Raw genomic sequence first — 26,080 nt, forward strand, 5'->3', positions numbered from 1 at the left:
CGTTTGGGGGCTGAGCGGCGTGACAGGCCGAAGGCCCCTCACGCCGGTCAGCCCCCAAACGCCGGCTTAAAAGCGATCCCGCCCGCGGCGGCGAAGCCGACGCCAAAAACACAGCTGGTGAGAGACCCCCGAAACCCGCCCCCACCGCCCCAGCACCACCATCAAGCACAAAACCCCGGCAACTCCCGCGTATCCCCCACCGGAGCCCACCGCCCATCAACCTTCGCGTACTCCCACCGAGCCCCCCGAGCGACAATCTGCCGCAACGCCAGCACCAACCGATCCACGTGCTCCTCGGTACTCCCCAACCCGAGACTCACCCGAACAGCCTGCTGCCCCTCCCCGCCAGCCTCGCGAATCAACCGCCGAGCAGCCACATGAGCACAGAACGCCCCGTCCCGCACCCCAATCCCGTACTCAGCCGACAACACCGCCGCCAGCCACCCAGGCTCAAACCCGTCGACGACAAAACTCACCGTGCCAACCCGATCCACCGGCGCGTCAAAGAACCGCAACTCAGCACACCCAGGCAGCCCGGCCAGCCCCTTCCGCAACCGCTCCAGCAACGCAGCCTCATGCGCCCCGACGGCATCCCACTGGGCCGCCAACTGCTCGCAAGCCACGCCCAACGCATACACCCCAACGGTATTGGGCGACCCAGCCTCGTGCCGCTCCTCACCGCTGTTCCACACGACGGCTTCCTCAGTCACCAGCTTGGTCGCCCCACCACCGGCAAGATAAGGCTCAGCAGCCCGCAACCAGTCGCTGCGTCCGACCAACGCCCCAGCCCCAAACGGCGCGTACAGCTTGTGCCCGGACAACGCGACGTAGTCGACATCCAACTCCCGCAACGAAATCCGCCGATGCGGCGCAAGCTGAGCAGCGTCCAACGCCACCCGAGCCCCATGCTTCCGAGCCACCGCAGCGATCTCGGCCACCGGCAGCAGTTCGCCAGTCACATTCGACGCCCCAGCGACAACCACCAACCGAGGCCCCTGCGGACATTCCGCAAGCGCTTCGTCCACAACGGACACCGCGGCAAGCCGAGTCCGCGGCAACTGCACCCGCCGGACATTCGGCCCCCGCCACGGCAGCAACGCGGCATGGTGCTCACTGTCGAAAACAACAACAGAAGTCTTACGCGGCAACGCTTTCGCCAGCAGATTGAACGCATCAGTCGTGTTGCGAGTGAAGATCACCGAGTCCCCGCTACGAGCGTCCACAAACCGACGCAGCACACCCCGAGTCCGCTCGTACAACCGAGTGGAAACCTGCGAAGCAAACCCAGCACCGCGATGCACGCTGGCATACCAGGGAAGAAACTCGTCCACCGCCGAACGCACCGCGTCCAGACACGGCGCACTGGCCGCGTGATCAAGATTGGCGTAACCGATGTCGCCGCCCGTCACCAACGGCACCCGCAGCGACGCACCGGCCACAGCGGGAACGGCGGGAACAACAGTTTCCGTGGACCGGTCGAGTGCGAGAGTCATGACGGCGCCTCCTCGGCGTTCCGGGGGACCCCCGGCGAGGGGCCCGCGCTTGCCCGTCGCGCTGCGCGACCGGCCTGGTCCTCACCCGGGGCACCCCACCGCGGTAGGAGGGTTGCCGGCCAGCAAGCCGGGGCTTCGCGCTGGCACTCATGACCTGAAACCGACGATAGCGGAAAACCAGCGAAAGAAACCAGACCCGTCTCGTGATCTGAGACGGCAGTCACAAGGAACGTCCACAAAGGACAGAGAAGTCAGGCTCCGGATTCGCCGTGCCAGCGGGCCAGGCGACCAGCTCGGTCAACCGCCCGGATCCGCCGTTCGGTCGCGTCGCGGTCGGCGGCGGTCGTGACCACCAAAAGCTGGTCCTCGACCTGCAACCGGCTGGTTTTCTGCGGCGTGAAGCCTGTTCCCCCGCGCACCACGAGACTGACCGTCGCACCGGCAGGCAACCGGAGCTCCGACAGGTACACGCCGTGCAGCTTCGACCCCTTCTGGATGCGCACCTGCAGCAGTTCCGCGCCGAGTTCGTCGAGCGGCGCGGAATCGACCTCGATCTCGTGCGCCTGAGTCGCCTTCGCCAGCCCGAGGATCCGCGCGAGCGGACTGAGCGTCGCGCCCTGCAGCACGGTGAGCACGATGACGAGCACGAAAACCGCGTCCACGAGGCGTTGCGCGCCGGGCACTCCTTCGGACAACGGGATCATCGCGAGCACGATCGGCACCGCGCCGCGCAGGCCCGCCCAGGACAGGAACGCCTGGTCTCGCCAGGGCAACCGGAACGGCAGCAGCGACAGAACCACCGACAGCGGCCGGGCGAGCAGCAGCACCACGGCACCCGCCACCAAACCCGGGATGAGCGCTTCGAGCAGCCGGGTCGGCGACGCGAACAGGCCGAGCAGCACGAACAAGCCGATCTGCGCGAGCCAGCCGAGCCCTTCGGCGAACGACAGGGTGTCCGACCGGTGCGGCAGCTTCGAATTCCCGAGCACCAGACCGGCGACGTAGGTGGCCAGCAGGCCGGACGCGTGCGCCAGCTGTCCCGAGGAGTACGCGAGCACGCACACCGCCACCGTGGCGAGCGGGTACAGACCGGTCGCCGGGAGCGCGGCCCGGCGCAGCGCCTGCGCGCCCAGCCAGCCGAACGCGAGGCCGAGCACCAGGCCGGTGAGCAGTTCGTAGACCACCAGCAGCGGCAGCGACCAGTCGACCGCCTCGCCGGACGCGAGCACGACGACCGCGATGTAGGCGGGCGCGTCGTTGATGCCGGATTCCAGCTCCAGCGCGCCGACGAGCCGCTTGCCGACCCCGGCGGTGCGCAGCACGGAGAACACCGCCGCGGCGTCGGTGGACGCGAGGACCGCGCCCCACAGCAGGGCGAGCCGCCAGTCGAGGCCGAGCAGCCAGTGCAGAGCCGCGCCGGTGACCGCGATGCTGATCACCACGGCCACTGTGGACAGCAGGATTCCGGGCCCCAGCGAGGGTTTCACCGCGGACCAGCGCGTGGTGAGCCCGCCTTCGGTGAGGATCAGGACGAGCGCGGCGAGCCCGAGCGACTGGGTGAGCGCCGGATTGTCGAAGCGGATGCCGAACCCGGCCTCGCCGAGGACGACGCCGATCCCGAGATACAGCAGCAGCGACGGGAATCCGAGCCGGATGGACACCCGCACCGCGATGACCGAGACGACCAGAACCAGCGCGCCGACGCCCAGCACCATGGGAAGCTCGTCCACTCGCCCGCCTCCCTCCCGTCGCCCGCAGGCGTCCAGAATAGTGAGGCAGTGTCCGGTTCCCGAGCCCGCACCACCGATGCGGGGGACCACCAACGTGTGTTACGACGCCTGGGCGGCACTCACCGTCGCGAGATCGACACCGAGCGCGGCGAACGGACCCCTCGCGCCGGGCAAGACCCGGACCGCGCGCTGCTGGTCCCGCGTCAGCCATCCCGCCTCGACCGCCCGCTCCAGCACCGCCGCCGGAACCACGCCGGCGAGGTGCTCCCGCCGCTCTGTCCAATCCAGACAGTCGCGCAGCAACGGCCGCCGCGGCCGATCCGGGACCGGCACGCCGAGATCGGCCAGCACCTCGCGTCCGGTGTCGGTGAGCGCGAGCCCGTCCGACACGTCGATCAGGCCCCGATCGACCATCCCGTCCCGCAAAGCGACCCCGAGCGTCCCGGCCAGATGGTCGTAACAACTGCGCGCGAACGCCAATCGCTGTACTCGCAACGAAGTCCGCAGCCCGGACGGCTGTTTCAGTTCGGCATGCTGCGCCAAATGCTCGATCAACTCCGCAACCCGCGGATTTGCGAGCCGCACGTACGCGTGTCGTCCCTGCTTCACCCGGGCCACGAACCCGGCCTCGGCCAACCGCGTCACGTGCTCGCTGGCCGTCGAGACCGCGATCCGCGCCGCGGCGGCCAGTTCGCCGACCGTCCAGGCGCGGCCGTCGAGCAGCGCGAGGCACATGGTCGCGCGGCTCGGATCGGCGAGCACGGCGGCGACCTCGGCCAAGGCGACAGTTTCCATGGTCCTACGGTAGAGCGCGGATGCTTCGGCCGCGGCCGAACTGAGCCGCTACAGCGCGTCGAGGAACTTCGCGCCCAGCGAGACGGCCGGTTTGGAGTCGTTGGCCCCCTCCAGGAACACCGCGAACGCCAGGTCGCCGCGATAGCCGACGAACCAGCCGTGTGCCTCCGCGCCGTCGCCGAACTGCGCGGTGCCGGTCTTGCCGAACACCGAGCCCGAGTGCGACAGCCCGGTCGCCGTGCCGCCGGTGACGACCTCGCGCATCATCCCGCGCAACGCCGACAGCACCGAGCCCGGCGGCGGGGTGTAGCCGGTGTTGACCTTGGTGCCGTCCGCCCACAGCCGCGGCACGACCGCGCGCCCGGACGCCGCGGTCGCCGCCATCACCGCCGCTCCCATCGGACTGACCTGCACCTTTCCCTGGCCGATGCCGTCCTCGACCTGCTCGTCCGCGTTCGCCGCCGGGTCGACGCGGCCCAGCTCGGTGGACAGGCCGCTGATCCCGAAGTCGGCGTTGAGGCCGAACTGGGTGGCCGCCTTCGCGAGCCCGTCGGCGGGCAGCTGCGACGCGAGCCGGGCGAACGTGGTGTTGCAGGACTTCGCGAACGCCTTGTGCACGGTGGTCGTGCCGAGGTCGAACCCCTCGTTGGAGAGCGTGCGGGTGCCGATCCGGTCGGTCAGCGGGCACGGAACCGAGGAATCCGGCGTGACCAGCCCGGCTTCCAGCGCCGCGGTCGCGGTGACGATCTTGAACGTCGAACCCGGCGCGTACTGGCCGCTGAACGCCGACGCCGCGTTGGTGACGTTGCTGTTCTGCGCCACCGCGAGCAGATCGCCGGAAGACGGCTGGATCGCGACGAGGACCGCCTTGCCGCGATACCCGTCCACCGCGGCCTGCGCCGCGCTCTGGGTCGCGAGGCTGAGCCCAGTGGCGGCCGGTTTGTGGTCGCCTTCGGGGTTCCCGAAGAGCGTCTCCTGGCTCTTGCCCGACGCGTCCACGCGCTCGACCGCGAAGGCTTCGGACGCCTGCCCGTGCCCGGTGAGCGCCGAACGGAGCAGCGGGAACACCTTGTCGTCAGCCAGTTTCAGCCCTCCGCTGCCGGAGACGACGAGCGGTTTGCCGTCGCGGTCGACCACGGCCGGAACGGCCGAGGACGCGATCGCCAGCCGCTGCCCGGCTTCGAGCTTCGGGTGCAGCACCGTCGGCGCCCAGTGGACCCGCCATTTGCCCTGCGCCTGGACGAGGCCGAGGTTGCCGGTGTACGTCCAGGTGTGCCCGGGGCCGAGGTTCCAGGTGACGGTGTAGGCCGCCGTGGCCTTGTCCCCCTGCGCCGCGCCGACGTCACCGAGCTTGGTGGTCAGCTGCGTGGGCCGAAGCGTCGCCCACGCGTCCTGCAATGCGGACGAGGCGTCCGTCGGAGCGTCGGTGGCCTTGCTGGCCGTATCGGCGTCCTTCGCGCCGAAGGCGAGCAGGTACGTGCGAGCTGCCGACGACGGGTCGTTCGGCTCCGCAGCCGTCGATCCCGGCTCCGGCGTTGCCGCCGTCGATCCCCCGCCGCGGAGCAGCACGAGCGCTGCCACCACGATCCCGACCACGGCCAGCGCGCCGCCGATCAGCACGCCCTTCTTCCCGGCAGGACTCACCGTCGCATCCCCCTCGCCCCACGCGGTCCGCCCGCGTCCCTGGCTCAGCTTGCCCATCGCTGAACGGAACCGGGCGTTACCTCGGACAACGCGACAAATTTGTGATCAATGCCGAGCCGTATAGGTCGTTATACAGTCTGGTCGGCCTTCCGGCGGGCGCGTTGCCACCAGATCCCGGCCACGACCAGCACCGCGACCAGGATTCCCGAGCTGATCAGCTGGATTCTGGCGTCGTGGTCGCCGAGCATCACCGCCAAGATGGCCACCATCGCGACGAGGGTCACCCACGTCAGGTACGGGAAGCCCCACATCCGCACAGTCAGGCTCCCCGGCGCGGTGCGCTCCAGCTGACGGCGCACTCGCAACTGCGTGCAGGCAACCAGGATCCACACGATCAGCAGCACCGAGCCGACCGCGTTCAGCAGGTACTGGAAGACGGTGTCCGGCCAGAGCGCGTTGAGCGCCACGGCCACGAAGCCGAACAACACCGAAGCCGCGACAGCGAAGACGGGCACGCCGCTTCGGTCCACTTTGGTCAGTGCGCGCGGGGCGTGTCCGCGTTGGGCCAGCGAGTACACCATGCGCGCCGCGCCGTACATGTTGGTGTTGAGCGTGGACAACAGGGCGAACAGGATGACGACGTTCATGATCTGCCCGGTCGCCGGGATCCCGATGCGTTCGAGCACCGCGGCGAACGGGCTCTGTCCGGCCTGGACGCTCGTCCACGGCAGGAGCGAGACGATGACCAGCATGGAACCGACGTAGAACACCGAAATCCGCACGACCGCGTTGCGCACCGCCCTGCCGACGGCGTGCGCGGGATCGTCGGACTCCGCGGCGGCGATGGTCACCACCTCCAGGCCGCCGAAGGTGAAGACGACGGCGAGCAGTCCGGTGCCGACGCCCTGCCACCCGTTGGGCAGCAGGCCGCCGTGGCCGAGGAGATTGTCGGTGCCGACGAAGGAAGTACCCGGAAGCACGCCGAGGAACGCGAGCACGCCGAGGACCAGGAAGGCCACGACCGCGACGACCTTGATCAGCGCCAGCCAGAACTCGAGCTCGCCGAACCGGGACACCGCGGTGAAGTTGATCGCGGTCAGCACCGCCATGAAGATCAGGACCAGCACCCACTGCGGAATGCCCGGCAGCCAGCTGTTGACGATGATCGCCGCCGCGGTGGCCTCGACGGCGAGTACGACGACGAGCGCGGCCCAGTACAGCCAGCCGATGGCGAACCCGGCCCACGGCCCGAACGCGCGCTCGGCGTGCACCGAGAACGACCCGCTGGCCGGGATCGCGGCGGCCATTTCCGCCATCATGCGCATGACCAGCATCGCCAGCGTGCCCGCGAGCACGAAGGACAGCACGATCCCGGGCCCGGCGAGCTTGATCCCGACGCCGGAGCTGACGAACAATCCCGAACCGATCACGCCGCCCATCGCGAGCATGGCGAGGTGCCGCTGGCGCAAGCCGGCGGCCAGCCCCTGGGCGGCCGGTTCGGCGGCGGCTTCTGAAGTCATGGGGAATCCCTAGCAGACGCTTCCCCGCGCGCAGGAGCCGAGGCTCGCCCGTCCGGAGTCACCGGCTGAGCCGCGTGGCTTTCCCCACTCCCGCTGAGGTACGTGAGGGGAACCCTGAGGGAATCTGATTCCCTCAGGGTTCCCCTCACGTACGTTCGCCTCGGCCGGAGCGACCTCGGCGCCTTACGCCTTCGCGACCGCCGCGCGGACCTTCACGCCCTCGCCGACCGTGCCGTCGAAGCCCTCGGCCACCTCGCCGTAGGACACCGACGTCGCGAGCGTTTCGGACGCCACGAACTCCTCGTGCTTGCGCACCGCGGCGCTCACCTCGTCGGTGGCGTCCACGGTCAGCGAGATCCGGTCGCCGACGTCGAGACCGGCCTCGCGGCGGGCCTGCTGGACCACGCGGACCAGGTCGCGGGCCAGGCCCTCGGCCGCCAGTTCCTCGGTGACCTCGGTGTCCAGCACGACCAGACCGGCCCCGCCGGGCAGTTCGGCCGCCGCGCCGCCGCCGGCCGCGACCAGGCGCCGGTCGTACTCGCCCTCGACCAGTTCGACGCCCGCCGCCACGACCGCGCCGGACGCGTTCGTCGTCCAGTCGCCCGCCTTGACCGCCTTGATCACCTGCTGCACGGCCTTGCCCAGCCGCGGCCCGGCCGCCCGCGCGTTCACCGCGACCTCGAACGTGCCGTGCGCCGCGACGTCGGTGGTCAGCTCCACCGACTTCACGTTCACCTCGTCCCGCAGGATCTCGGTGAACCCGCGCAGCGGCTCGACGTCCTCGGCCGCGACGACGAGCTTCGCCAGCGGCAGCCGCACCCGCAGCTTGTTCGCCTTGCGCAGCGCCAGCGCCGACGACGCCACCTGCCGCACCTTGTCCATCGCGGTCACCAGCGCCGCGTCGGCGGGCAGGTCGAGCGCGTTCGGCCAGTCGGTCAGGTGCACCGAACGGCCGCCGGTCAGCCCGCGCCACACCGTTTCCGTGGTGAGCGGCAGCAGCGGCGCGATGACCCGGCAGGTCACCTCCAGCACGGTGTGCAGCGTGTCGATCGCGTCCTGCTCGCCCGCCCAGAACCGGTCGCGCGAACGGCGGACGTACCAGTTCGTCAGCACTTCCAGGAAGTCCCGCACGGTCTGGCACGCGCCCGCGATGTCGTAGCCGTCCATCGCGGCCTCGACGTCGGTGACGAGCTCGTGCGTCTTCGCGAGCACGTACCGGTCGAGCAGGTGCGTGGAATCCGTGCGCCACTGTCCCTGCTTGCCTTCGGCATTCGCATACAGGGCAAGGAAGTAGTACGAGTTCCACAGCGGAAGCACGGCCTGGCGGACCGCGTCGCGGATCCCCCGGTCGGTCACGACGAGGTTGCCGCCGCGCAGGATCGGGCTCGCCATGAGGTACCACCGCATGGCGTCGGACCCGTCGCGGTCGAAGACCTCGTTGACGTCCGGGTAGTTCCGCAGCGACTTCGACATCTTCTGGCCGTCGGAGCCGAGCACGATGCCGTGCGACACGCAGGTGCGGAACGCGGGCCGGTCGAACAGCGCCGTCGCGAGCACGTGCAGCAGGTAGAACCAGCCGCGGGTCTGCCCGATGTACTCGACGATGAAGTCGCTCGGGTAGTGGTGCTCGAACCAGTCGGCGTTCTCGAACGGGTAGTGCACCTGGGCGTACGGCATCGACCCGGAGTCGAACCACACGTCGAGCACGTCCGGCACGCGGCGCATGGTGGAGCGGCCGGTCGGGTCGTCCGGGTTCGGCCGGGTCAGTTCGTCGATGTAGGGCCGGTGCAGGTTGTCCAGCCGCACCCCGAAGTCGGCCTCAAGCTCGTCCAGCGAGCCGTAGACGTCGATGCGCGGGTAGGCCGGGTCGTCGCTGCGCCACACCGGGATCGGCGTGCCGAAGTAGCGGTTGCGGGAGATCGACCAGTCGATGGCGTTCTCGAGCCACTTGCCGAACTGGCCGTCCTTGACGTTCTCCGGGTACCAGGTGATCTGCTGGTTCAGCTCGACCATCCGGTCCTTGAACTGCGTCACCGCGACGAACCACGACGACACCGCGCGGTAGATCAGCGGGTTCCGGCAGCGCCAGCAGTGCGGGTACGAGTGGTCGTAGGTCTCGTGCCGCAGCAGCACCGCGCCCTGCGCCGCCGCGCCGCCGGTGCCGTTCTTGAGGTCCTTCACGATGTTCGGGTTCGCGTCGAACACCTGCTGCCCGGCGTAGTCCGGCACGGTGTCGTCGAACTTGCCGTGGTCGTCCACCGGCGTCACCGGGGCGATCCCGGCCGCGTCGGTCACCACCTTGTCCTCGGCGCCGTAGGCGGGCGCGATGTGCACGACGCCGGTGCCGTCTTCAGTGGTGACGTAATCCGCGGACAGCACGCGGTGGGCGTTCTCCGTGCCGACGAAGTACGGGAACGGTGGCGCGTAACGGGATCCGAGCAGCTGCTCGCCGGTGTAGTGCGCGACGACCGTCGGCTCCTCACCGAGTTCACGGGCATACGCGGCCACGCGCGCTTCGGCGAGCAGGAACCGCTTGCCGTCGCTTTCCACCACGACGTACTGCACCTCGGGGTGCACCGCGGTGGCGAGGTTGGACGGCAGCGTCCACGGCGTCGTGGTCCAGATCAGCAGGTAGGTGCCGTCGAGCTCGTTGTCGTTGCCCTCCAGGCGGAATCCGACCGTGACGGCCGGGTCCTGGCGGTTGCGGTAGACGTCGGCGTCCATGCCCAGCTCGTGGTTGGACAGCGGCGTCGCGTCGCGCCAGCAGTAGGGCAGGACGCGGTAGCCCTCGTAGACGAGTCCCTTGTCCCACAAGCGTTTGAACGCCCAGAGCACCGACTCCATGTAGGTGACGTCGAGCGTTTTGTAGTCGTTGTCGAAGTCGACCCAGCGGGCCTGGCGGGTGACGTACTCGCGCCACTCGTCGGTGTAGCGCAGCACGGATTCCCGCGAAGCCTCGTTGAACTTCGCGATGCCCATCGCTTCGATCTCGGTCGTCTCGGTGATCCCGAGCTGCCGCATCGCCTCGAGTTCGGCGGGCAGGCCGTGGGTGTCCCAGCCGAACCGCCGCTCGACGTGCTTGCCCTTCATCGTCTGGTAGCGCGGGACGATGTCCTTGACGTACCCGGTGAGCAGGTGCCCGTAGTGCGGGAGGCCGTTGGCGAAGGGCGGGCCGTCGTAGAAGACGTACTCGTTGTCGCCGTTCGTGCCCTCGGGACGGGCGTCGATGGTCGCCTGGAAGGTCCGGTCGCTCTCCCAGTACGCGAGGACGCTCTCCTCCAGCGCGGGGAACGACGGCTGGGACGGGACCGTGGTCTCTCCGCCCGGCGAAGCCTGGGGGTACATCCGGGTGCTCCTCGCATTCGTCGCTCGTACGGGCGACCGGCGGCCGCCCACACGGGGACGAGACGCTCGCGCGTCACGCGGTACCACCCCGCTTGCCCGGCACACTGCTCCCGGGCCACTCGTTCGCACGGCTGTCACGGGCCGCACCCGTCCGGTTCTACTGCGGGCGGCGAGCGCCCGGTTCTTCCGGAGGCTCCCCGGTGATGGCCGGATCGACGCCTTGCTGACTCCAGATTAACCCGTCGCCGCAACTCGCTTTCGCCCTGCCCGGCTGTGCACCGTCACCGCCGCGAGCACCGCCGCCGCGACCCAGAGCCCTGCCGAGACGAATCCGAGCAGATGCAGGCCGTGCACGAACGCCGCGTGCGCCGCCGGTTCTCCCGCCACCGCACCGAAAACCGCCACGCCGAGCGCGCCGCCCGCCTGCCGCGCCGCGTTGTTGATCCCGCCCGCGATGCCCGCGCGCTCCCCCGGCGCGTCGGCCACCGCCGCGGTCACCACGGCAGCGGTCAGCAGTCCCATCCCGACACTGAGCACGAGCAGCGTCGGCAGCAACGTGCCGTATCCGGTGTCAGGGCCGATCCGCAGCAGGTTCAGCATCGCCGCCGCGCCGAGGAGTAGCCCGGTCACGATCTGCGGGCGCGGGCCGAACCTCGCGGTGAGCCGTCCGGAGACCGGGCCGAGCAGGACCATCGGGACGAACATCGGCACAACGGCGGCGGCAGCGGCGATCGGGTCCGCGTGGAGCACGTCCTGCAAGTAGAGCGTGAACACCAGCACCGAACCGAGGCCGACGAAGTTCATCGCCGCGGACACCAGGTTCGCGCCCGCAGTCTGCCGAGACCGCAGCAGCGACAGTGGCAGCATCGGTTCGGCAGCGCGCCGTTCCACCACGACGAACGCCCCGGCCGCCGCCACCGCGAGCAGCCCGACCCACGGCGTCTTCGCGATCACCGCGTACACGCCGGAACCAAGGGCCAAGGCCGCGGTCACCGCGCCGGGAACGTCCACGCGGCCCGGTTTCCGGACGTCCGGCGGCACCAACCGCCGGGTCGCGACGGCCGCCGCGGCGACGATCGGGACGTTCAGCCAGAACACCGGCCGCCACCCGGCCGTCTGCACGAGAATCCCGCCCAGCAGCGGTCCCGCAGGCAAGGCGAGCGCTGAAATCCCAGCCCAGATCCCCAGCGCACGAGCGCGTTCCGCACGTCCGGGAAACGTCCCAGTGAGAACCGCCATCGTGCCCGGCAGCAACAACGCCGCCCCGACACCCTGCACCGCGCGAGCCGCGACGAGCCAGCCCGCCGACTGTGCCAGCCCGCACGCCGCCGAAGCAGCCCCGAAAACGGCCAGCCCGGTCAGCACCACGCCGCGGTGCCCGAGCACGTCGCCGAGCGCTCCCCCGGTCAGCAGCAGCGCGGCGAGCACGACCGAGTACCCGACCACCACCCACTGCAGCTGCGGAACATCGGCGTGGAGTTCGCCGCCGAGGGTGGGGAGGGCGACGTTGACGACGGTGACGTCGAGCTGCACCAGGAACATCCCGGCGCACATGGTGAACAAGATCGCGGTGCGCATGGGTCCAGGAGACACCGGGGACGCTTCCGTCGCGGTGGAAGTGTGCCGGGGGCATGCTGGAGGCATGGAAGGAGACGCCGACATCGCGCGCACCGCCGCCCTGTTCGCCGATCCGGCGCGGGTCCGCGTGCTGATGGCCCTCGCGGACGGCCGGTCGCTGGCCGCCTCGGTACTGGCCGGTGAAGCGGGCCTGACCGCGCAGGGCGTAAGCGCACACCTGTCGAAGCTGCTGGCCGCGGGCCTGGTGACGGCGGAAAAGTCCGGCAGGCACCGGTTTTACCGCATCGCCGGAGCTGCCCCCGATCTGCTGGAAGCACTCGCCCGGCACTCCCCCGCGCGTCCGGTCCGCTCGCTGCGGGAAGGAACGCGCGCGGAAGCCTTGCGCACAGCGAGATTGTGCTACGACCACGTCGCCGGACGGCTCGGCGTGACCGTCACGGCGGCCTTGCTCGACCGCGGCGCACTGGCCACTGTGGACGGTGATCCGACCACCCAGCGGCGGCCCGTGGACCGGATCTCCTCGCAGCTGCAAGAACATCCGTACGTGCTGGGTCCTGCCGCCGACGAGGTGTTCGCCGCGCTAGGCGTGGATGTCGCGGCTGCCGGGGAGAGTCGACGTCCGCTGCTGCGGTTCTGTCTGGATTGGACGGAGCAGCGCCATCACCTGGCCGGAGCGCTGGGCGCGGCCGTCACACGACGGTTCATGGACGCGGGATGGCTTCGGTCACGGGCGAAGGCCCATCGAGCGGTACAGCTCACCGAGAATGGCGCACGGGTGCTGGAAGAGGTGCTGGGAGTCAGCGATGCGCCGCGGCAAGCACCGCGTCCGGACCGCACCGCGCACACGGCGTGAAGCCCAGCTGCCGCGCCTCGCCGACGCCGATCGGGATGGTGTCGCGGCCGGACAGCCAGCCGCAGTCCACCAGGTGGTAGCGCGGGTACTCGTCGACGACCACGACCTCGTCCTCGAGTTCCTTGACCACCTCGAGGTCCTCCGGCGCGGTTTCCTCGACGCCGGGCGGAGTGTCGCGCACGGCCTTGGCTTCGGATGTGGGCTCGCCTTCCGAAGCGGGCTTCTCGGCCTTCGGTTCCGGCACGTCCGCCGGATCGCCTAGCTCGCCCGTCGCGGGGAGCAGCGCGGTCTGCTCGGCGTCCTCCTCGGCCGGGGCCGCCTCGTCCTTCTCCTCCGTCGAATCCGCATCTGCGTCCGCATCCGTGTCGGCATCCGAATCCGTGTCGGAGTCCGCGGCGTCATCGGCGTCCGCGCGCTTGCGCCGCCGCAGCCAGTCGACGAGCAGAAGCAGCCCGGCGAGCACGGAGAGGCCGATGGAAACCCAGGCCCACAGCGAGGTGCCCGTGATGAGCGCCGTGACGAGCAGCCCGAGAGCCGCCAGCACCAGAAGGAGGACGATGTAGAGCACGCTGAATTACAACACGGGCCGCCCGTTTTCCGGATGCGACCCGCCCACGCGGCGTACCCCGCCGGTTCCCCACCGTGGCGGTACCGGATCCGGACACGCCGAAACCCCGCCGGGTCGGAAGGTCATCCGGCGGGGTGCGTACGGCGGTTCGGTCAGCCGGCCTCGGCGCGCGGACCGAAGGAGTAGCCCTGACCGCTGGTGCCGGTCGAGGACTGGCTCGAGCCGGAGGACGCCGACGCCGGGGCCGCGGAGCCTCGGTCGTCGAGCTCGCGCAGCTGGGACTCGAGGAATCCGCGCAGCCGGGTGCGGTATTCGCGCTCGATCGTGCGGAGTTCTTCGATCTTCTTGCCCAGAGCGCCCTTTTCGGCGTTCAGGTTGTTCATCGTCTCGGTGTACTTGCGCTGCGACTCGCGTTCCATGGTGGTCGCCTTGTCGCGCGCCTGGCGCTCCAGCGTCTCGGCGCGCGTGCGCGCGTCGTTCAGCATCGTCTCGGCGCGGGTGCGCGCCTCGTTCACCATCGAGTCGGACTTCGCCCTGGCGTCGGACAGCAGCTGCTCGGACTTGGTCCGCGCCTCCGCCAGCATCCCGTCGGACTCGGTCTTCGCCTCGGCAGTGAGCCGGTCGGCCATTTCCTGCGCCAGGCCGAGCACCTTGGCGGCCTGGACGTTCGGCTCGCCGCTGTCGGGGACCATCGAGTGAGCCTGGGTCTGCTCCATCGCCGACGCGGGCGGCGGAACCGGGGCGAGCCGCCGCGACGGCTCGGGGTCGCGGCCCGGCGGCGGGCCGGCGACCTTCGCGTTCTCGAGCTCGGAGCGGGTCGACTCCAGCTCGGCGTCGAGCTGCTCCACCTGCTGCCGCAGCTCGTTGTTGTCCTCGATCAACCGGGCAAGCTCGGTCTCCACCAGGTCGAGGAACGCGTCCACCTCGTCCTCGTTGTAGCCCCTCTTGCCGATGGGCGGCTTGCTGAACGCGACGTTATGCACGTCAGCGGGGGTCAACGACATCAGATCACCTCACGCACTCCATGGCCTGCTGGACACACCCGGGTTTTCCCCGATCACCTGGGTGTCAGTTGCATCGCGAAGAACACAACCAACAGCAGCACCATAATCGACAAGTCCAGTCCTACGCCGCCGATCCGGACCATCGGAATGATCCTGCGGAACAACCGCACCGGCGGGTCGGTCACTGTGTAGATGGTCTCGAGCGTCACCGCAACCCCTCCGGCGGGACGCCATTCCCGTGCGAAAGTCCGCACGAGCTCGACCACGATCCGGGCCGTGAGCAGCAGCCAGAAGGCAAACAGCACGTACCAGATCGCAAGCCACACAGCATTCACGGCGACCACTCTAGCGGGGGACGGCCGAGTTGGGCGCGACCAGCCGCGCTGAGGGCGACATAGTCGACAAAATCACGTCTGGCTGCGCCCAGCGGTCCGGCCGTGTTCACCCGCGCAGGAACAATCCGCCCTCGGCGATCCGCCTGCGGTCCTCGGCGGTCACGTCCACATCGGGCGGTGAGAGAAGGAACACCTTGTTGGTGACCTTGTCCATCGAGCCCCGCACGGCGAACGCCAATCCCGCCGCGAAGTCCACGATCCGCTTGGCGTCCGCGTTCTCCATCTCGGTGAGGTTGATGATCACCGGAATGCCCTCGCGGTAGTGCTCGCCGATCGCCCGCGCCTCGATGTAGCTCGTCGGGTGCAGCGTCGTGATCCGGCTGAGCGGGTCCCGCACCGGCGCGGCGACCGGTTCGGCGACCGGGCGCAGCCGGGCGACCGGCTCCGGCTGGCGGTCCACGGCGAGCGCGCCGTGCGTCGTCGGTTCGGCCGCCATCGAGCGCGACCGCACTCGCGCGGCGGGCTCGTCGTAGCTCTCGTCGACGTCGCGGTAGCGTGCCCGGGACCGGGCCGGCGGCTGGTCGTAACCGTCGTCGTACTCGTCGTAACCGTCGTCGTAGCCGTCTTCGTCCGCGGGCACCATCCCGAAGTAGGCCTTCAGCTTCTGCAGCGCGCTCATAGCCTCTCCCTAGCCCTTGCCGCTCCCGCACCGTTGTGCCCCGCCCGGCCGGACACGAAACGTGACCACCGGGCGGGCTCCCTACGGCGAGGCTAAACCGCGCCCGCCGAGCAACGCGGTTCCGACACGCACACACGTCGAGCCGTGCCGGATCGCCTGGTCCAGATCATGGCTCATTCCGGCGGACACGTCAGCGGCTTCCGGATACCGGGCGCGAACTCTTTCCGCCGAGCGGGACAGCCGGGCAAAAGCTGTGCCCGGGTCTTCCCCTAACGGGGCCACAGCCATCACGCCTCGCAACCGCAGCTCCCCCGTGTGGGCGATGTGGTCCGCGAGGGCGTCGACGTCGTCCAGCAGGGTTCCGCCGCGCGCGACGTCGCCGTCGAGGCTCACCTGGACCAATACGTCGAGCGGTCCGGTCCGCTCCCCGGCCTCCCGCGCGGCGGCGACCGCGCGGGCGAGCGCGTCGGCGAGCCGCACCGAATCGACCGACTGGACCTCGGCCGCCCAGCGCACGACCGAACGCGCCTTGTTCCGCTGCAGCCGCCCGACCATGTGCCAGCGCGGCGCGACGTCCGGGCGCAGTTCCGCGACCTCGGCCGCCTTCGGACCGGCTTCCTGGTCGCGGTTTTCGGCGAGGTTCAGCAGCCCGAGGTCGGTGAGCAGCGCGGCGTCGGTCGCCGGGAACGTCTTGGTGACGCCCAGCAGCCGCACCTCGTCGCGGGACCGCCCGACCGCCGCGCAGGCGTTCGCGATGCGCTCCTCGACCGCGGCCAGCGACGCCGCCAGCTCCGCCCGCCGCTCCTCGGTCACGCCTTCTCCTCTTCCAGCCAGGTGATGCCGGCGATCCGGCCGGTGGTGCCGTCGCGGCGGAAGCTGAAGAGCGTCTTGTCCTCCGCCGTGCACCGCGGATCCGCGCCGACGCGCCCGACGCCCAGGTCGGCCAGCTGCTGCCAGAGCCCGGCGCGCAGGTCTAGACCGGTCGTGCCCTTGCGCGTCTTGCAGGAGCTGCCGGGCAGATGCTTCTCGACGTCCGCGGCCATCGCGGCCGGGACCTCGTAGCAGTCGCCGCAAATCGCCGGACCCAGCAACGCCTCGACCCGGCCCGGTTCGGCCCCGAGTTCGCGCATCGCCTCCAGCGCGGCGGGCACCACGCCGACCCGCGCGCCGACCCGGCCCGCGTGCACCGCGGCGACGACGCCCGCTTCCGGATCCGCCATGAGCACCGGAACGCAGTCCGCGACCAGCACCACGAGCGCGACGCCCGGACGGTCGGTCACCAGCGCGTCGGTGGCTTCGGCGGCCGAGGTCTCGGTCCCGTCCACGACGGTCGCGGTGCGGCCGTGCACCTGTTCCATCCAGGCCAGCTTGTCCTCGGCGAGGCCGAGCTCGGACGCCAGCCGCTTGCGGTTGGCGTAGACGTCGCCCGCGTCGTCGCCGACGTGGTCGCCGAGGTTGAAACTCTCGTACGGCGGCCGGGAAGCCCCGCCCGCCCTGGTCGTGACCACTCGTCGTACTCGCACCCCGTCATCCTGCCAAAAACAACGGCGGCCGCCCTCCCGGAGGGCCCGGCACACGGCAACGGCCGCCCCGAACGCATCGGGACGGCCGTTGCCGGAAAACCGTGCTTACCGCCGCATGAACGGCGGCACGTCGACATCGTCGTCGGTCGGGTCGTCGTGGACCGTCGTCGGGCGGCTCGGCAGACCGCCCGTCGCAGAACCCGAACCGATCGGCGAATACCCCCTCGTGCCGCCTCCGGGTTGCGGGAGGCCGCCCGGCGGGGTACCGGTGCCCGGCTGCGGCAGGCCCGACGACGGCGTCCGCGGCGGGGCCACCGGGTAGCCGGAGCTGCCCGCGGGCGGCACCGGGGTCGCCCCGGTCTGCGGCGGGGACTGCGGAGCCGAACCGCCGCCGACCTGGCCCGCCGCGGCGGACGCGGTGCCGTTGCCCTGTTTGCCGCCGAACGCGGGCGGGTCGAGTTTCTTGTGCGTGGGCGCGCCGGCGTCGAAGCCGGCCGCGATCACCGTGACGCGGACCTCGTCGCCGAGGGAGTCGTCGATGATCGTCCCGAAGATGATGTTCGCGTCCGGGTGCGCCGATTCCTGCACGAGCGACGCGGCCTCGTTGATCTCGAACAGCCCGAGGTCCGATCCGCCCGCGATGGACAGCAGCGCGCCGTGCGCCCCGTCCATCGACGCTTCCAGCAGCGGCGAGTTGATCGCCTTCTCCGCGGCCTGTATCGCCCGTCCTTCGCCGCGCGCGGAGCCGATGCCCATCAGCGCGGAACCCGCGCCGGACATGACGCTCTTGACGTCGGCGAAGTCCAGGTTGATCAGACCGGGCGTGGTGATCAGGTCGGTGATGCCCTGGACACCGGAGAGCAGCACCTCGTCGGCGGAGCGGAACGCGTCCATCAGGGACACGCCGATGTCGCCGAGCTGCAGCAGCCGGTCGTTCGGGATCACGATCAGCGTGTCGCATTCGTTGCGCAGCTGCTGGATGCCGTCCTCGGCCTGCTTGCCGCGGCGTTTGCCCTCGAAGGTGAAGGGCCGGGTCACCACGCCGATCGTGAGCGCGCCGAGCTTGCGGGCGATCTGCGCGACGACCGGCGCGCCGCCGGTGCCGGTGCCGCCGCCCTCGCCCGCGGTCACGAACACCATGTCGGCGCCCTTGATGACCTCTTCGATTTCCTCGCGGTGGTCCTCGGCCGCCTTCTGCCCCACCTCGGGGGCGGCTCCGGCGCCGAGTCCGCGGGTAAGTTCCCGGCCGATGTCGAGCTTGACGTCGGCGTCGGACATGAGCAGTGCCTGGGCATCGGTGTTCACCGCGATGAACTCGACACCCTTGAGGCCGACCTCGATCATCCGGTTCACGGCGTTCACGCCGCCGCCGCCGATGCCGACGACCTTGATCACCGCAAGGTAGTTGTGCGGGGGCGTCATCGGGTCCGCCTTCCTGATCGTGATGTGCACATGCCGCCCGCCGGGGCCGGAAACCCTCAACCTCAACCCGAGAGTGAGAGTTATGTCAACCACCGGCGTCAAGGCAGGACGGTAGGCGCCGCGCAAGCTCTAATCCAGTAGCCACGCCGTGAGCGGCAAAGGTGTTTTGCCACAACGCGAAGCCGCGCGCAAGGCCGGAACCCGCCGCGGAGCCCGGCGCGCGGTCTGCTATGCGGGCACTGAAGTGACCAGCACGACGTCGCTCGACGGCTTCCCCGACGGCGATCCCCCGGCCTGCTCGACACTGATCGCGAACTGCTGCGCACCAGCCAAACCGTCCGCCACCACCAGCGAACCCGAGGGTCCGCCAGGCAGCAATCCGGCCGGACGCGGCGCGAGTTCCGGGCCCATCAGCCAGGCCTCGTACACCTTCCCGGACTGGACCGGCGGCAGCCCGGACTGCATGAACATCACGCGGTCGAGCTTCCGCGAAATCACCACCGTGCCGCCGCCCCCGCGCGGCGACGCGACATGTTCGGTCCGCGCGTCGGGCGCGGTGAGCAGTTCGGCCACCGGCAGGTACCGGTCGCGCGCGGCGTCCAATTCGGACTGTGCGCTGGTGAGCTGACTGCTGGTGTGCAGTGCGATCCCGCCGAACACGCCGGCCAAAGCAAGCCCGACGACGGCGGCAGCGGCGGCGATCAGCATCGGCCAGCGGCGCGGGCCGCGCGGGCGCGGTTCCGCGGAACCGGTCCGCGGCGGCACTTGGCGGGTCGTGCGCATCTCCGCGAGCACCCGGTCCTTGAGGCCGGACGGCGGCTGCTCGTCCATCGCCGCGCCGAGCCGGGCCGCGGTCTCGCTCAGTTCCCGCACTTCCTGTGCGCAGGCCTCGCACTGGTCGAGATGACGGCGGAATTGGGCCCGCTCGACCTCCGACAGCGCGTCGAGTGCGTACGCGCCGGCCAACGTGTGCATGTCCGGACTGGTCACGCCGTCACCCCCAGGCAGTCGCGCAGGCGGATCAACCCGTCGCGCAGTCTGGTCTTGACCGTCCCCTGCGGCGTGTCCAGCACGTCGGCCACCTCGCGATAGGTGTAGCCCTGGTAATACGCCAGGAGGACGGATTCCCGCTGCAATTCAGTCAGCGTCTTCAGGCAGCGCCGCACCTGCGAGCGTTCCAGCCGGGTCGCGACGGATTCCGCGACCTCGTCGAACGGACGTCCGCGCGCGGCCTCGAAGGTCGCTTTCCGCTCGCGTTCAGTGCTCGCCCGGGCGGACCGCACCCGGTCGACCGCGCGGCGGTGCGCGAGGGTCATCGCCCAGTTCAGGACGCTGCCCTTCGCCGACGAGTAGCGCGTGGCGGTCTTCCACAGCTCCACGAGCACCTCCTGCGCGACCTCCTCGGACTGCGCGGGGTCCCGCACGATGCGGCGGACGAGCCCGTAGACGGGGCCGGCGAGCTGATCGTAAAGCCGCTCGAAGGCGCGTTCGTCCCCCTTCGCGACCAGCGCCATCAGGTCCTCGGCGCTCGTCGACGGCACCGCCGAGAGCCGGTCGGCCGGGCGTGCGCTCTCATCCATGGAGGGCTCCTGCCGTGTTCTGTCCGGTCCGGGCGGCGAGCGGGGCTTTCCGCCGCCACAGCGCGAGCCCGTGGCGACGGATCAACGCGGAGACGCGGTGCGGTTGCAGCGGCCTGCCCAGCAGGAAGCGCGCGAGCGTGCGGATCCCGGCCGGACGGCGGACTCCTCGCAGCGTAGCCGTCAGAGCCGCGTCGCCGTCGCGGTGCAGGACGACGGTCAACGCCAGCAGCGCGTCCGGGCGCGGCAGGTGCATCCGGTACTCCCCCGTCATCTCCTGGAACGGCGACACGTAGAACTCCTTGTCCGCCCGGAGGTCCCCGAGGTCTTCCCCCTGCTGGAGCAGGTAGGCGTGGCGGCCGCCGTAGGTGTTGTGCACCTCGGCGACCACGCAGGCGAGCGCGCCGTCCGGCGTGTGGCACCAGTAGACGGTGATGGGATTGAACACGTACCCGAGAACGCGCGCCGACGCGAGCATCGTCACCGGCCCGCCGCGCAAGTCCACTCCGCGGTGCGCGAGCCAAGCGTCCAGTTTGGACCGGATGTCGCCGGGCTCGTCGCGGTCGAAGTGGTCGCGGCCGTCGAAGCGGGCGAACGGCCGGAGCCACCACGGCAGCCGCGGCAGGCGGTCGAGGTCGGTCAGCCACAGGTACATCCGGTGTGCGAAGGAGTACGGCGGATCGGCCCGGCGGACGTGCGCGACGGTGGCGTCGTAGAGAGCGGTCACCAGGTCACCCCGAAACTGGCCGCAGCGCGGACGCCGGAGGAACAGCCGTCCTCGTGGAAGCCCCAGCCTTGATAAGCACCGGCGTACGCGATGACGCCGTCGTTCAATTCCGCCAGACGTCGCTGCGCGGCAACGGATTCCGGCGTATAGATCGGGTGTTCGTAAGACATTTTCGCGACCGTTGCGGCGGGATCGAGGTCATCGCTCGGATTGAGGGTGACGGCGTACGTCGTCGTTTCTTCGAGGCCCATCAACCGATTCAGGTCGTAAGTGACTTGGACGGCGTGCAGGTCGGCACCGCAGGCAGGCGTCCGGTAATTCCAGGAAGCGCGAGCGGCGGGCACGGTCGGCAGCACGGCGGGATCGGTGTGCAGCCAGGCTTCGTTGCGCGAGTAGCGGAAGGTACCGAGCAATTCCTGTTCCGCCGCAGTGGGATTCGCCAACATCCGCAACGCCTGATCGGCATGCGTGGCCACCACAACCCGGTCGACCCGGTGCGCGGTGTCGGCATCATCGCGCACCTCGACGCCGCGCGCGGTCCGCTGCACCGCGCGAACCGGAGTGGACAAATGCACGGCAGTCAGCTGCTTGGCCGCCCGCTCCACGTACTCCCGCGAACCGCCGACGACCGTCCGCCACGTCGGCGAATTCCGCACGGTGAGCATTCCGTGATTGCGCAGGAATTCGAACAGGTACCGCGCCGGATACTGCATGGTGTCGGTGCGGTCGGCGGACCACACCGTCGAAACGAGCGGCAGCACGAAATGGTCCACGAAGTACCGCGAATACCCGCCGATCGCCAGGAACGCGCCGAGCGGGACGTCACCCGCTTCGGGGCGGGCCAGCAAGCGTTCTGCGTGCCGGTGGAACCGCTTCACCTCGGCCAGCATGAGCAGGTAACGCGTGGACGCGGCGTTGCCCCGTTGCGCGAACAGCCCGCGCAGGCCCTTCGCCCCGGCGTACTGCAGGCCGCAGCCGTCGCAGCGGATGCTCATCGACATCTCGGTCTCGCGGGTGCGGACGCCGAGTTCGCCGAACAGCCTCAGCAGCGTCGGGTAGGTGCGCTCGTTGTGGACGAGGAACCCGGAATCGACGGCGACCGTCCCGCCGTGCGCGCTCGGCACGTCGTGGGTGTGGGCGTGTCCGCCGAGCCGGTCGTCGGCCTCGAACAGCAGAACCTCGTGGCGGCGCTGCAGCAGGTACGCGGCGGTGAGGCCGGCGACCCCGCTGCCGATGACAGCGATGCGTTGTCCCGTGGTGTGGTGCACGGAAGGCATTCGGCACCGCCGCCCGCGCGGATTGGCACCAATCCGCGCGACTGTCGGTTCCGAAGCCCTGGTATGCCGAAATCCGCAGCTCACCGACTAGCCGACTTCGCCGAACGCGTCCTCGGCGGTCCGCTCCCGGTGGCCGTCCGCACCTGGGACGGCCACCAGGCCGGGCCGGCCGGGCCGACCGTCGTCCTGAAAAACCGCCGCGCGCTGCGCTGGCTCCTGTACTCCCCCGGCGAGCTCGGCCTGGCGCGGGCTTACGTGTCGGGCGACCTGGACGTCGAGGGCGATCTCACCGAAGGCTTCCGGCGAGCCTGGGCGTACCGGCCGCAGCTGTCCGCACGCGACTTCGGCGAGGCGATCCGCCTGGCCGCGCGGCTCGGGGTATTCGGCCTGCCGCCGAAGCCGCCCGCCGAGGAGGCCCGGCTGCGCGGAAAGCTGCACACCCCCGGACGGGACCGGTCGGCGATCTCGCACCACTACGACCTGTCGAACGCCTTCTACCAGCTGCTGATGGACGATTCGATGGCGTACTCCTCGGGCTACTGGTCCGAATCCGCCGATCTCGCCCGCGCCCAGCACGACAAACTCGAACTGATCTGTCAGAAACTCGGCCTGCGACCAGGCATGCGGCTCCTCGACGTCGGCTGCGGCTGGGGTTCGCTGCTCGTACACGCGGCGAAGCACCACGGCGTCGAGGCCGTCGGCGTCACGATCTCCGCCGAGCAGGTGCAACATGTCAAGAACCGCCTGGCGCAGCACGACCTGGACGACCGCGTCGAGGTCCGCAGACAGGACTACCGGGAACTCGCCGGAGATTCCTTCGACGCCGTAGCCTCCATCGAAATGGGCGAACACGTCGGCGAGGACAACTACCCGACCTACACCGCCACGTTGTTCCGCATGCTCAAACCCGCCGGACGACTGCTGCTGCAACAAATGTCGCGCGGAGCCGTCGCACCCGGCGGCGGGGCGTTCATCGAGCGCTACATCGCCCCCGACATGACGATGCGCCCGCTGAGCCGCACGCTCAGCCACCTCGAAACCGCAGGCTTCGAAATCCGCGACGTGCACGCGTTGCGCGAGCACTACGTCCCGACCGTGCGAGCCTGGGCAGCCACCCTGGAACAACACTGGGACGAAGCCGTCGCGCTGATCGGCGAGGCAGGCGCCCGAGTCTGGCGGCTGTACCTGGCAGGCGGCGCGCTCGCCTTCGAGGAGAACCGCATGGGCGTGGACCAGATCCTGGCCGTGCGTCCCGACGCAACCGGCCGCACCGGAATGCCGTGGACAAGGGAGTGGGCATGATCGCGCTGCTCGGCCTCACCGCCGGAGTCACCCTGGCCGCGGTGACCCTGACCTTCGGCATCGCCCGCCTGCGCCACCGCTACGACACCATCGACACCTTCTGGGGCCTGGGTTTCGCCCTCGTGGCCGTGGTCGCGTTCCCCTTCGGCACCGGTCCGCTCGCCCTGCGCCTGACCACCGCCGCGCTCACCGTCATCTGGGGCGTCCGCCTGGCCGTCCACCTGCACCTGCGCAACCGCGGCAAGCCGGAAGACCCGCGTTACCAGCAGATTGTCGAACGCGCAGGCCAGAACCCCGGCCTCCGGATCTTCGTGCGGACCTACCTGATGCAGGCCGTGGTCCTGTGGTTCGTCTCGCTGCCGGTGCAATTCGCCATGTCCGGCACGGGCTTCGGAGTCACCGCCTGGCTGGGCACAGCGGTCTGGCTGCTCGGCTTCGCCTTCGAAACCATCGGCGACGAACAACTCCGCCGCTTCCGCGCCGACCCGGCGACCGACGGTCAAGTCCTGGACACCGGCCTCTGGCGCTACACCCGCCACCCGAACTACTTCGGCGACGCCTGCGTCTGGTGGGGCCTCTACCTGCTGGCCTGCTCAACGTGGCCCGGCGCCGCGACAGTGCTTTCGCCGATCGCGATGACCTTCACCCTGGCCCGCGGCACCGGCAAGCCCATGCTGGAAAAAGGCATGCAGCACACCCGCCCCGGGTACGCCGACTACATCGCCCGCACCAGCGGATTCCTGCCGCTGCCCCCGAAGAAACTCACTCCCCGATGAGCTCCCGCAACAACTCAAGATGCCGCGAGGTCTCCTTCACCAAGTACTCGACCACCGTCGCCACCGTCACCAGCCGATCGCCCTCGAACCCCACCGGATCCTCCAGCGACCGATCCGCGAGGGCCTCGCGACACAGCTCGACATTGTCCTGATAAGCGCTGCGCAACTCCTCGACCGGCAGGTCGAGCCCAACTGCGAAGGCGGCGTCGCGCCCTGCCTCCAGCCGCTCGGCCCATCGCTCCGGCTGCCCGGTGACGACCACGTCGTACATGGCGTTCTCCACCAGCGCGAGATGCCACAAAATCCCGGCGGCAGTCATCAACTCGCCGGGCCAGCGAGCCTGTTCGTCGGTGAGTTCGGAGCACTTCCACGCCACGGTCGCGCGCAGCAGTTCGAGGTCGTCGACCAGCTGCGCGCGGTCGAGGCTCACTCCCCGGTGAGACCGTCGGTCAGCTCGCGCAAAAGGTCCAAGTGCCCGAGATGGCGCGCGGTCTCCTCGATCATGTGCGTGACGACCCAACGCACCGTGAGCGGTTTGTCCCCCTTGAACAACACCGTGTCCTCGAACCCCCGAGCCGCCACCACAGCCCGGCACTTCTCGGCCTCAGCCTCGTAGTCAGCGATCAACTGCGTAATCGGCAGCTCCAACGCGACCCGGAACTCAGCGTCCCGGTCGACTTCGAGCCGATCCGCCCATTCGTCCGGCTGCCCGTCCAGCACGACGCGGAACCAGTAGTTCTCGACGAGCGTGAGGTGGCACAGCAGCCCAGCGATAGTGGTCAGCTCACTGGGCACGTGCTTCTGGCGAGCCTGCTCGTCGGAGAGCCCGGAGCATTTCCACACCACGCTGGCCCGCAGGAAGTCGAGAAACCCGGTGAGCTGAGTGCGCTCGTCCCCCGCCATCGGCGGGTCAGGACGTTCAGGAGCATTGGTCACCCCAGAAGTCTGCCGCACGAGGCCACCCGTTTTCGTGAATTATCTTGCGCACAATGTAATTGTGCACTACCTTCATGAGGGTACGCATCCCCGACCGCACTCAAGGAGACAGCGATGCCCAGCCGCGACGCAACCACCCACTGGACCGGCGGACTGCAGAAAGGCAAGGGCGAGGTCACCTTCGACTCGTCGAACCTGGGCACCTACGAGGTGTCCTTCCCGACCCGGTCCGGCAATCCCGACGGACACACCAGCCCCGAAGAACTCATCGCCGCAGCCCACTCGAGCTGCCTGGCGATGAACCTCTCCGGCGTCCTGGAATCCCAGAACCTGGAAGCCGACTACATCGACGTCTCCGCCGAGGTCACCCTGGGCCCGGCTGCCGGCGGCGGCTTCGAAATCAGCGGCATCTCCATCACCCTGCGCGCGAAACTGGCCGGCGTGACCGCCGAACAATTCGCCGAACTGGCCGAAACCGCGGAAAAAACCTGCCCGGTCTCCAAGGCCCTCTCCGGCACCACCATCACGCTGGACGCCGCCCTGGCCTGACCTCCGGTTCCGTGAGGGGAACCCTCAGGGACTCAGAGTCCCTGAGGGTTCCCCTCACGACCCACGCGCCCATTCCGGCGGCGGTGAGGGCTCCTTCACGGAATCAGATTCCCTCAAGGGGCCCTTCACGGACCGCCCTCACTGCCGCGACGCACCAACGCCGCATTCGACACATCCCACCGCGCCCAACGCGGCATTCGGTGCGCCACATGCACCCAACGCCACATTCGGTGCATCCCCCGCACCCAACGCCACATTGGGGCCCTACCCAGCCCCACCTCGCGAACCCCAACGCGACCATCCACTCAGCCGTGCGCACCCACTGCCCAACCGCAGCCAGTGCACCCGCCCAACCAGGCAGCCACACTCCCCCGCTCCCCGATACGAAGCCAAAAACGCGGCGCGGGGGTGTTTGTCAAGGCATCTTTCCCGCCTTGACAAACACCC

General features: G+C 69.8%; 24 protein-coding genes and 1 riboswitch. Of the genes, 4 read left to right on the plus strand and 20 right to left on the minus strand.

Going from position 1 to position 26,080, the window contains the following annotated elements:
• Nucleotides 1-161: 161 nt before the first annotated feature.
• The 7 genes from ABZX37_RS45195 to ABZX37_RS45225 form a co-directional block, all read right to left on the minus strand.
• Nucleotides 162-1,493, minus strand: coding sequence for an aminotransferase class V-fold PLP-dependent enzyme (locus ABZX37_RS45195; protein WP_354750510.1), 1,332 nt, complete (start codon nucleotides 1,491-1,493; stop codon nucleotides 162-164).
• Nucleotides 1,494-1,533: 40 nt separating this feature from the next.
• Nucleotides 1,534-1,648: riboswitch (SAM riboswitch) on the minus strand.
• A 96-nt stretch (nucleotides 1,649-1,744) separates the two neighbouring features.
• Entirely contained in the window at nucleotides 1,745-3,223 is a 1,479-nt protein-coding gene (locus ABZX37_RS45200) for a potassium/proton antiporter (protein WP_354750511.1), read from the minus strand.
• 99 nt (nucleotides 3,224-3,322) lie between these two features.
• Complete coding sequence (locus ABZX37_RS45205; protein ID WP_354750512.1) at nucleotides 3,323-4,018, minus strand: helix-turn-helix domain-containing protein; 696 nt, start codon at nucleotides 4,016-4,018, stop codon at nucleotides 3,323-3,325.
• A 48-nt stretch (nucleotides 4,019-4,066) separates the two neighbouring features.
• A complete protein-coding gene (locus tag ABZX37_RS45210) occupies nucleotides 4,067-5,719 on the minus strand; it encodes a penicillin-binding transpeptidase domain-containing protein (protein ID WP_354750513.1) in 1,653 nt (550 codons plus the stop codon).
• Between the two features lie 71 nt (nucleotides 5,720-5,790).
• Nucleotides 5,791-7,182 carry an amino acid permease gene (locus ABZX37_RS45215; protein WP_354750514.1) on the minus strand — a complete coding sequence of 464 codons (1,392 nt, stop codon included), beginning with the start codon at nucleotides 7,180-7,182 and terminating at the stop codon, nucleotides 5,791-5,793.
• A 183-nt stretch (nucleotides 7,183-7,365) separates the two neighbouring features.
• Nucleotides 7,366-10,527, minus strand: coding sequence for an isoleucine--tRNA ligase (ileS, locus tag ABZX37_RS45220; RefSeq protein ID WP_354750515.1), 3,162 nt, complete (start codon nucleotides 10,525-10,527; stop codon nucleotides 7,366-7,368).
• Between the two features lie 234 nt (nucleotides 10,528-10,761).
• Nucleotides 10,762-12,105, minus strand: coding sequence for an MFS transporter (locus tag ABZX37_RS45225; protein WP_354750516.1), 1,344 nt, complete (start codon nucleotides 12,103-12,105; stop codon nucleotides 10,762-10,764).
• A 64-nt stretch (nucleotides 12,106-12,169) separates the two neighbouring features.
• Here ABZX37_RS45225 and ABZX37_RS45230 point away from each other — a divergent pair, with 64 nt between their 5' ends.
• Nucleotides 12,170-12,958 carry a winged helix-turn-helix domain-containing protein gene (locus ABZX37_RS45230; protein WP_354750517.1) on the plus strand — a complete coding sequence of 263 codons (789 nt, stop codon included), beginning with the start codon at nucleotides 12,170-12,172 and terminating at the stop codon, nucleotides 12,956-12,958.
• On the opposite strand, the gene ABZX37_RS45235 is transcribed toward ABZX37_RS45230, so the two are convergent.
• The 11 genes from ABZX37_RS45235 to ABZX37_RS45285 form a co-directional block, all read right to left on the minus strand.
• A complete protein-coding gene (locus ABZX37_RS45235; protein ID WP_354750518.1) occupies nucleotides 12,903-13,526 on the minus strand; it encodes a hypothetical protein in 624 nt (207 codons plus the stop codon). The genes ABZX37_RS45230 and ABZX37_RS45235 overlap by 56 nt on opposite strands.
• A 152-nt stretch (nucleotides 13,527-13,678) precedes the next feature.
• Nucleotides 13,679-14,530: a DivIVA domain-containing protein gene (locus ABZX37_RS45240; protein ID WP_116205401.1), complete on the minus strand. Its 852-nt coding sequence runs from the start codon at nucleotides 14,528-14,530 to the stop codon at nucleotides 13,679-13,681.
• A gap of 53 nt (nucleotides 14,531-14,583) precedes the next feature.
• Nucleotides 14,584-14,856 carry a YggT family protein gene (locus ABZX37_RS45245; protein WP_037367937.1) on the minus strand — a complete coding sequence of 91 codons (273 nt, stop codon included), beginning with the start codon at nucleotides 14,854-14,856 and terminating at the stop codon, nucleotides 14,584-14,586.
• A 115-nt stretch (nucleotides 14,857-14,971) separates the two neighbouring features.
• Nucleotides 14,972-15,544 carry a cell division protein SepF gene (sepF, locus tag ABZX37_RS45250; protein ID WP_354750519.1) on the minus strand — a complete coding sequence of 191 codons (573 nt, stop codon included), beginning with the start codon at nucleotides 15,542-15,544 and terminating at the stop codon, nucleotides 14,972-14,974.
• Between the two features lie 81 nt (nucleotides 15,545-15,625).
• A complete protein-coding gene (locus tag ABZX37_RS45255; protein WP_354750520.1) occupies nucleotides 15,626-16,357 on the minus strand; it encodes a YggS family pyridoxal phosphate-dependent enzyme in 732 nt (243 codons plus the stop codon).
• Nucleotides 16,354-17,067 (minus strand): peptidoglycan editing factor PgeF, encoded by a 714-nt coding sequence (gene pgeF / locus ABZX37_RS45260; protein WP_344284884.1) that lies wholly within the window; start codon nucleotides 17,065-17,067, stop codon nucleotides 16,354-16,356. Before pgeF ends, ABZX37_RS45255 begins: the two co-directional genes overlap by 4 nt.
• Before the next feature lie 105 nt (nucleotides 17,068-17,172).
• On the minus strand, nucleotides 17,173-18,489 hold the full coding sequence (gene ftsZ, locus ABZX37_RS45265) for a cell division protein FtsZ (RefSeq protein WP_344284881.1): 1,317 nt from the start codon (nucleotides 18,487-18,489) through the stop codon (nucleotides 17,173-17,175).
• Nucleotides 18,490-18,717: 228 nt separating this feature from the next.
• On the minus strand, nucleotides 18,718-19,479 hold the full coding sequence (locus ABZX37_RS45270; RefSeq protein WP_354750521.1) for an anti-sigma factor: 762 nt from the start codon (nucleotides 19,477-19,479) through the stop codon (nucleotides 18,718-18,720).
• On the minus strand, nucleotides 19,476-20,069 hold the full coding sequence (gene sigK / locus ABZX37_RS45275) for an ECF RNA polymerase sigma factor SigK (protein WP_354750522.1): 594 nt from the start codon (nucleotides 20,067-20,069) through the stop codon (nucleotides 19,476-19,478). Before sigK ends, ABZX37_RS45270 begins: the two co-directional genes overlap by 4 nt.
• Nucleotides 20,062-20,796: a DUF1365 domain-containing protein gene (locus ABZX37_RS45280; protein WP_354750529.1), complete on the minus strand. Its 735-nt coding sequence runs from the start codon at nucleotides 20,794-20,796 to the stop codon at nucleotides 20,062-20,064. Before ABZX37_RS45280 ends, sigK begins: the two co-directional genes overlap by 8 nt.
• Nucleotides 20,790-22,070 (minus strand): FAD-dependent oxidoreductase, encoded by a 1,281-nt coding sequence (locus ABZX37_RS45285; protein WP_354750523.1) that lies wholly within the window; start codon nucleotides 22,068-22,070, stop codon nucleotides 20,790-20,792. The genes ABZX37_RS45280 and ABZX37_RS45285 overlap by 7 nt, the downstream gene beginning before the upstream one ends.
• Before the next feature lie 63 nt (nucleotides 22,071-22,133).
• On the opposite strand from ABZX37_RS45285, the gene ABZX37_RS45290 reads away from it, so the two are divergent.
• Both ABZX37_RS45290 and ABZX37_RS45295 read left to right on the plus strand, forming a co-directional pair.
• Complete coding sequence (locus ABZX37_RS45290) at nucleotides 22,134-23,372, plus strand: cyclopropane-fatty-acyl-phospholipid synthase family protein (protein WP_354750524.1); 1,239 nt, start codon at nucleotides 22,134-22,136, stop codon at nucleotides 23,370-23,372.
• Nucleotides 23,369-24,148, plus strand: coding sequence for a DUF1295 domain-containing protein (locus tag ABZX37_RS45295; RefSeq protein WP_354750525.1), 780 nt, complete (start codon nucleotides 23,369-23,371; stop codon nucleotides 24,146-24,148). The genes ABZX37_RS45290 and ABZX37_RS45295 overlap by 4 nt, the downstream gene beginning before the upstream one ends.
• On the opposite strand, the gene ABZX37_RS45300 is transcribed toward ABZX37_RS45295, so the two are convergent.
• Nucleotides 24,135-24,578: a DUF664 domain-containing protein gene (locus tag ABZX37_RS45300; protein ID WP_354750526.1), complete on the minus strand. Its 444-nt coding sequence runs from the start codon at nucleotides 24,576-24,578 to the stop codon at nucleotides 24,135-24,137. The genes ABZX37_RS45295 and ABZX37_RS45300 overlap by 14 nt on opposite strands.
• Entirely contained in the window at nucleotides 24,575-25,084 is a 510-nt protein-coding gene (locus ABZX37_RS45305; RefSeq protein ID WP_354750527.1) for a DinB family protein, read from the minus strand. Before ABZX37_RS45305 ends, ABZX37_RS45300 begins: the two co-directional genes overlap by 4 nt.
• A 114-nt stretch (nucleotides 25,085-25,198) precedes the next feature.
• On the opposite strand from ABZX37_RS45305, the gene ABZX37_RS45310 reads away from it, so the two are divergent.
• Complete coding sequence (locus ABZX37_RS45310; protein WP_354750528.1) at nucleotides 25,199-25,633, plus strand: OsmC family peroxiredoxin; 435 nt, start codon at nucleotides 25,199-25,201, stop codon at nucleotides 25,631-25,633.
• Nucleotides 25,634-26,080: the final 447 nt, after the last annotated feature.

It is taken from the genome of Amycolatopsis sp. NPDC004079 (assembly GCF_040610415.1).
Lineage (GTDB): Bacteria > Actinomycetota > Actinomycetes > Mycobacteriales > Pseudonocardiaceae > Amycolatopsis > Amycolatopsis halotolerans.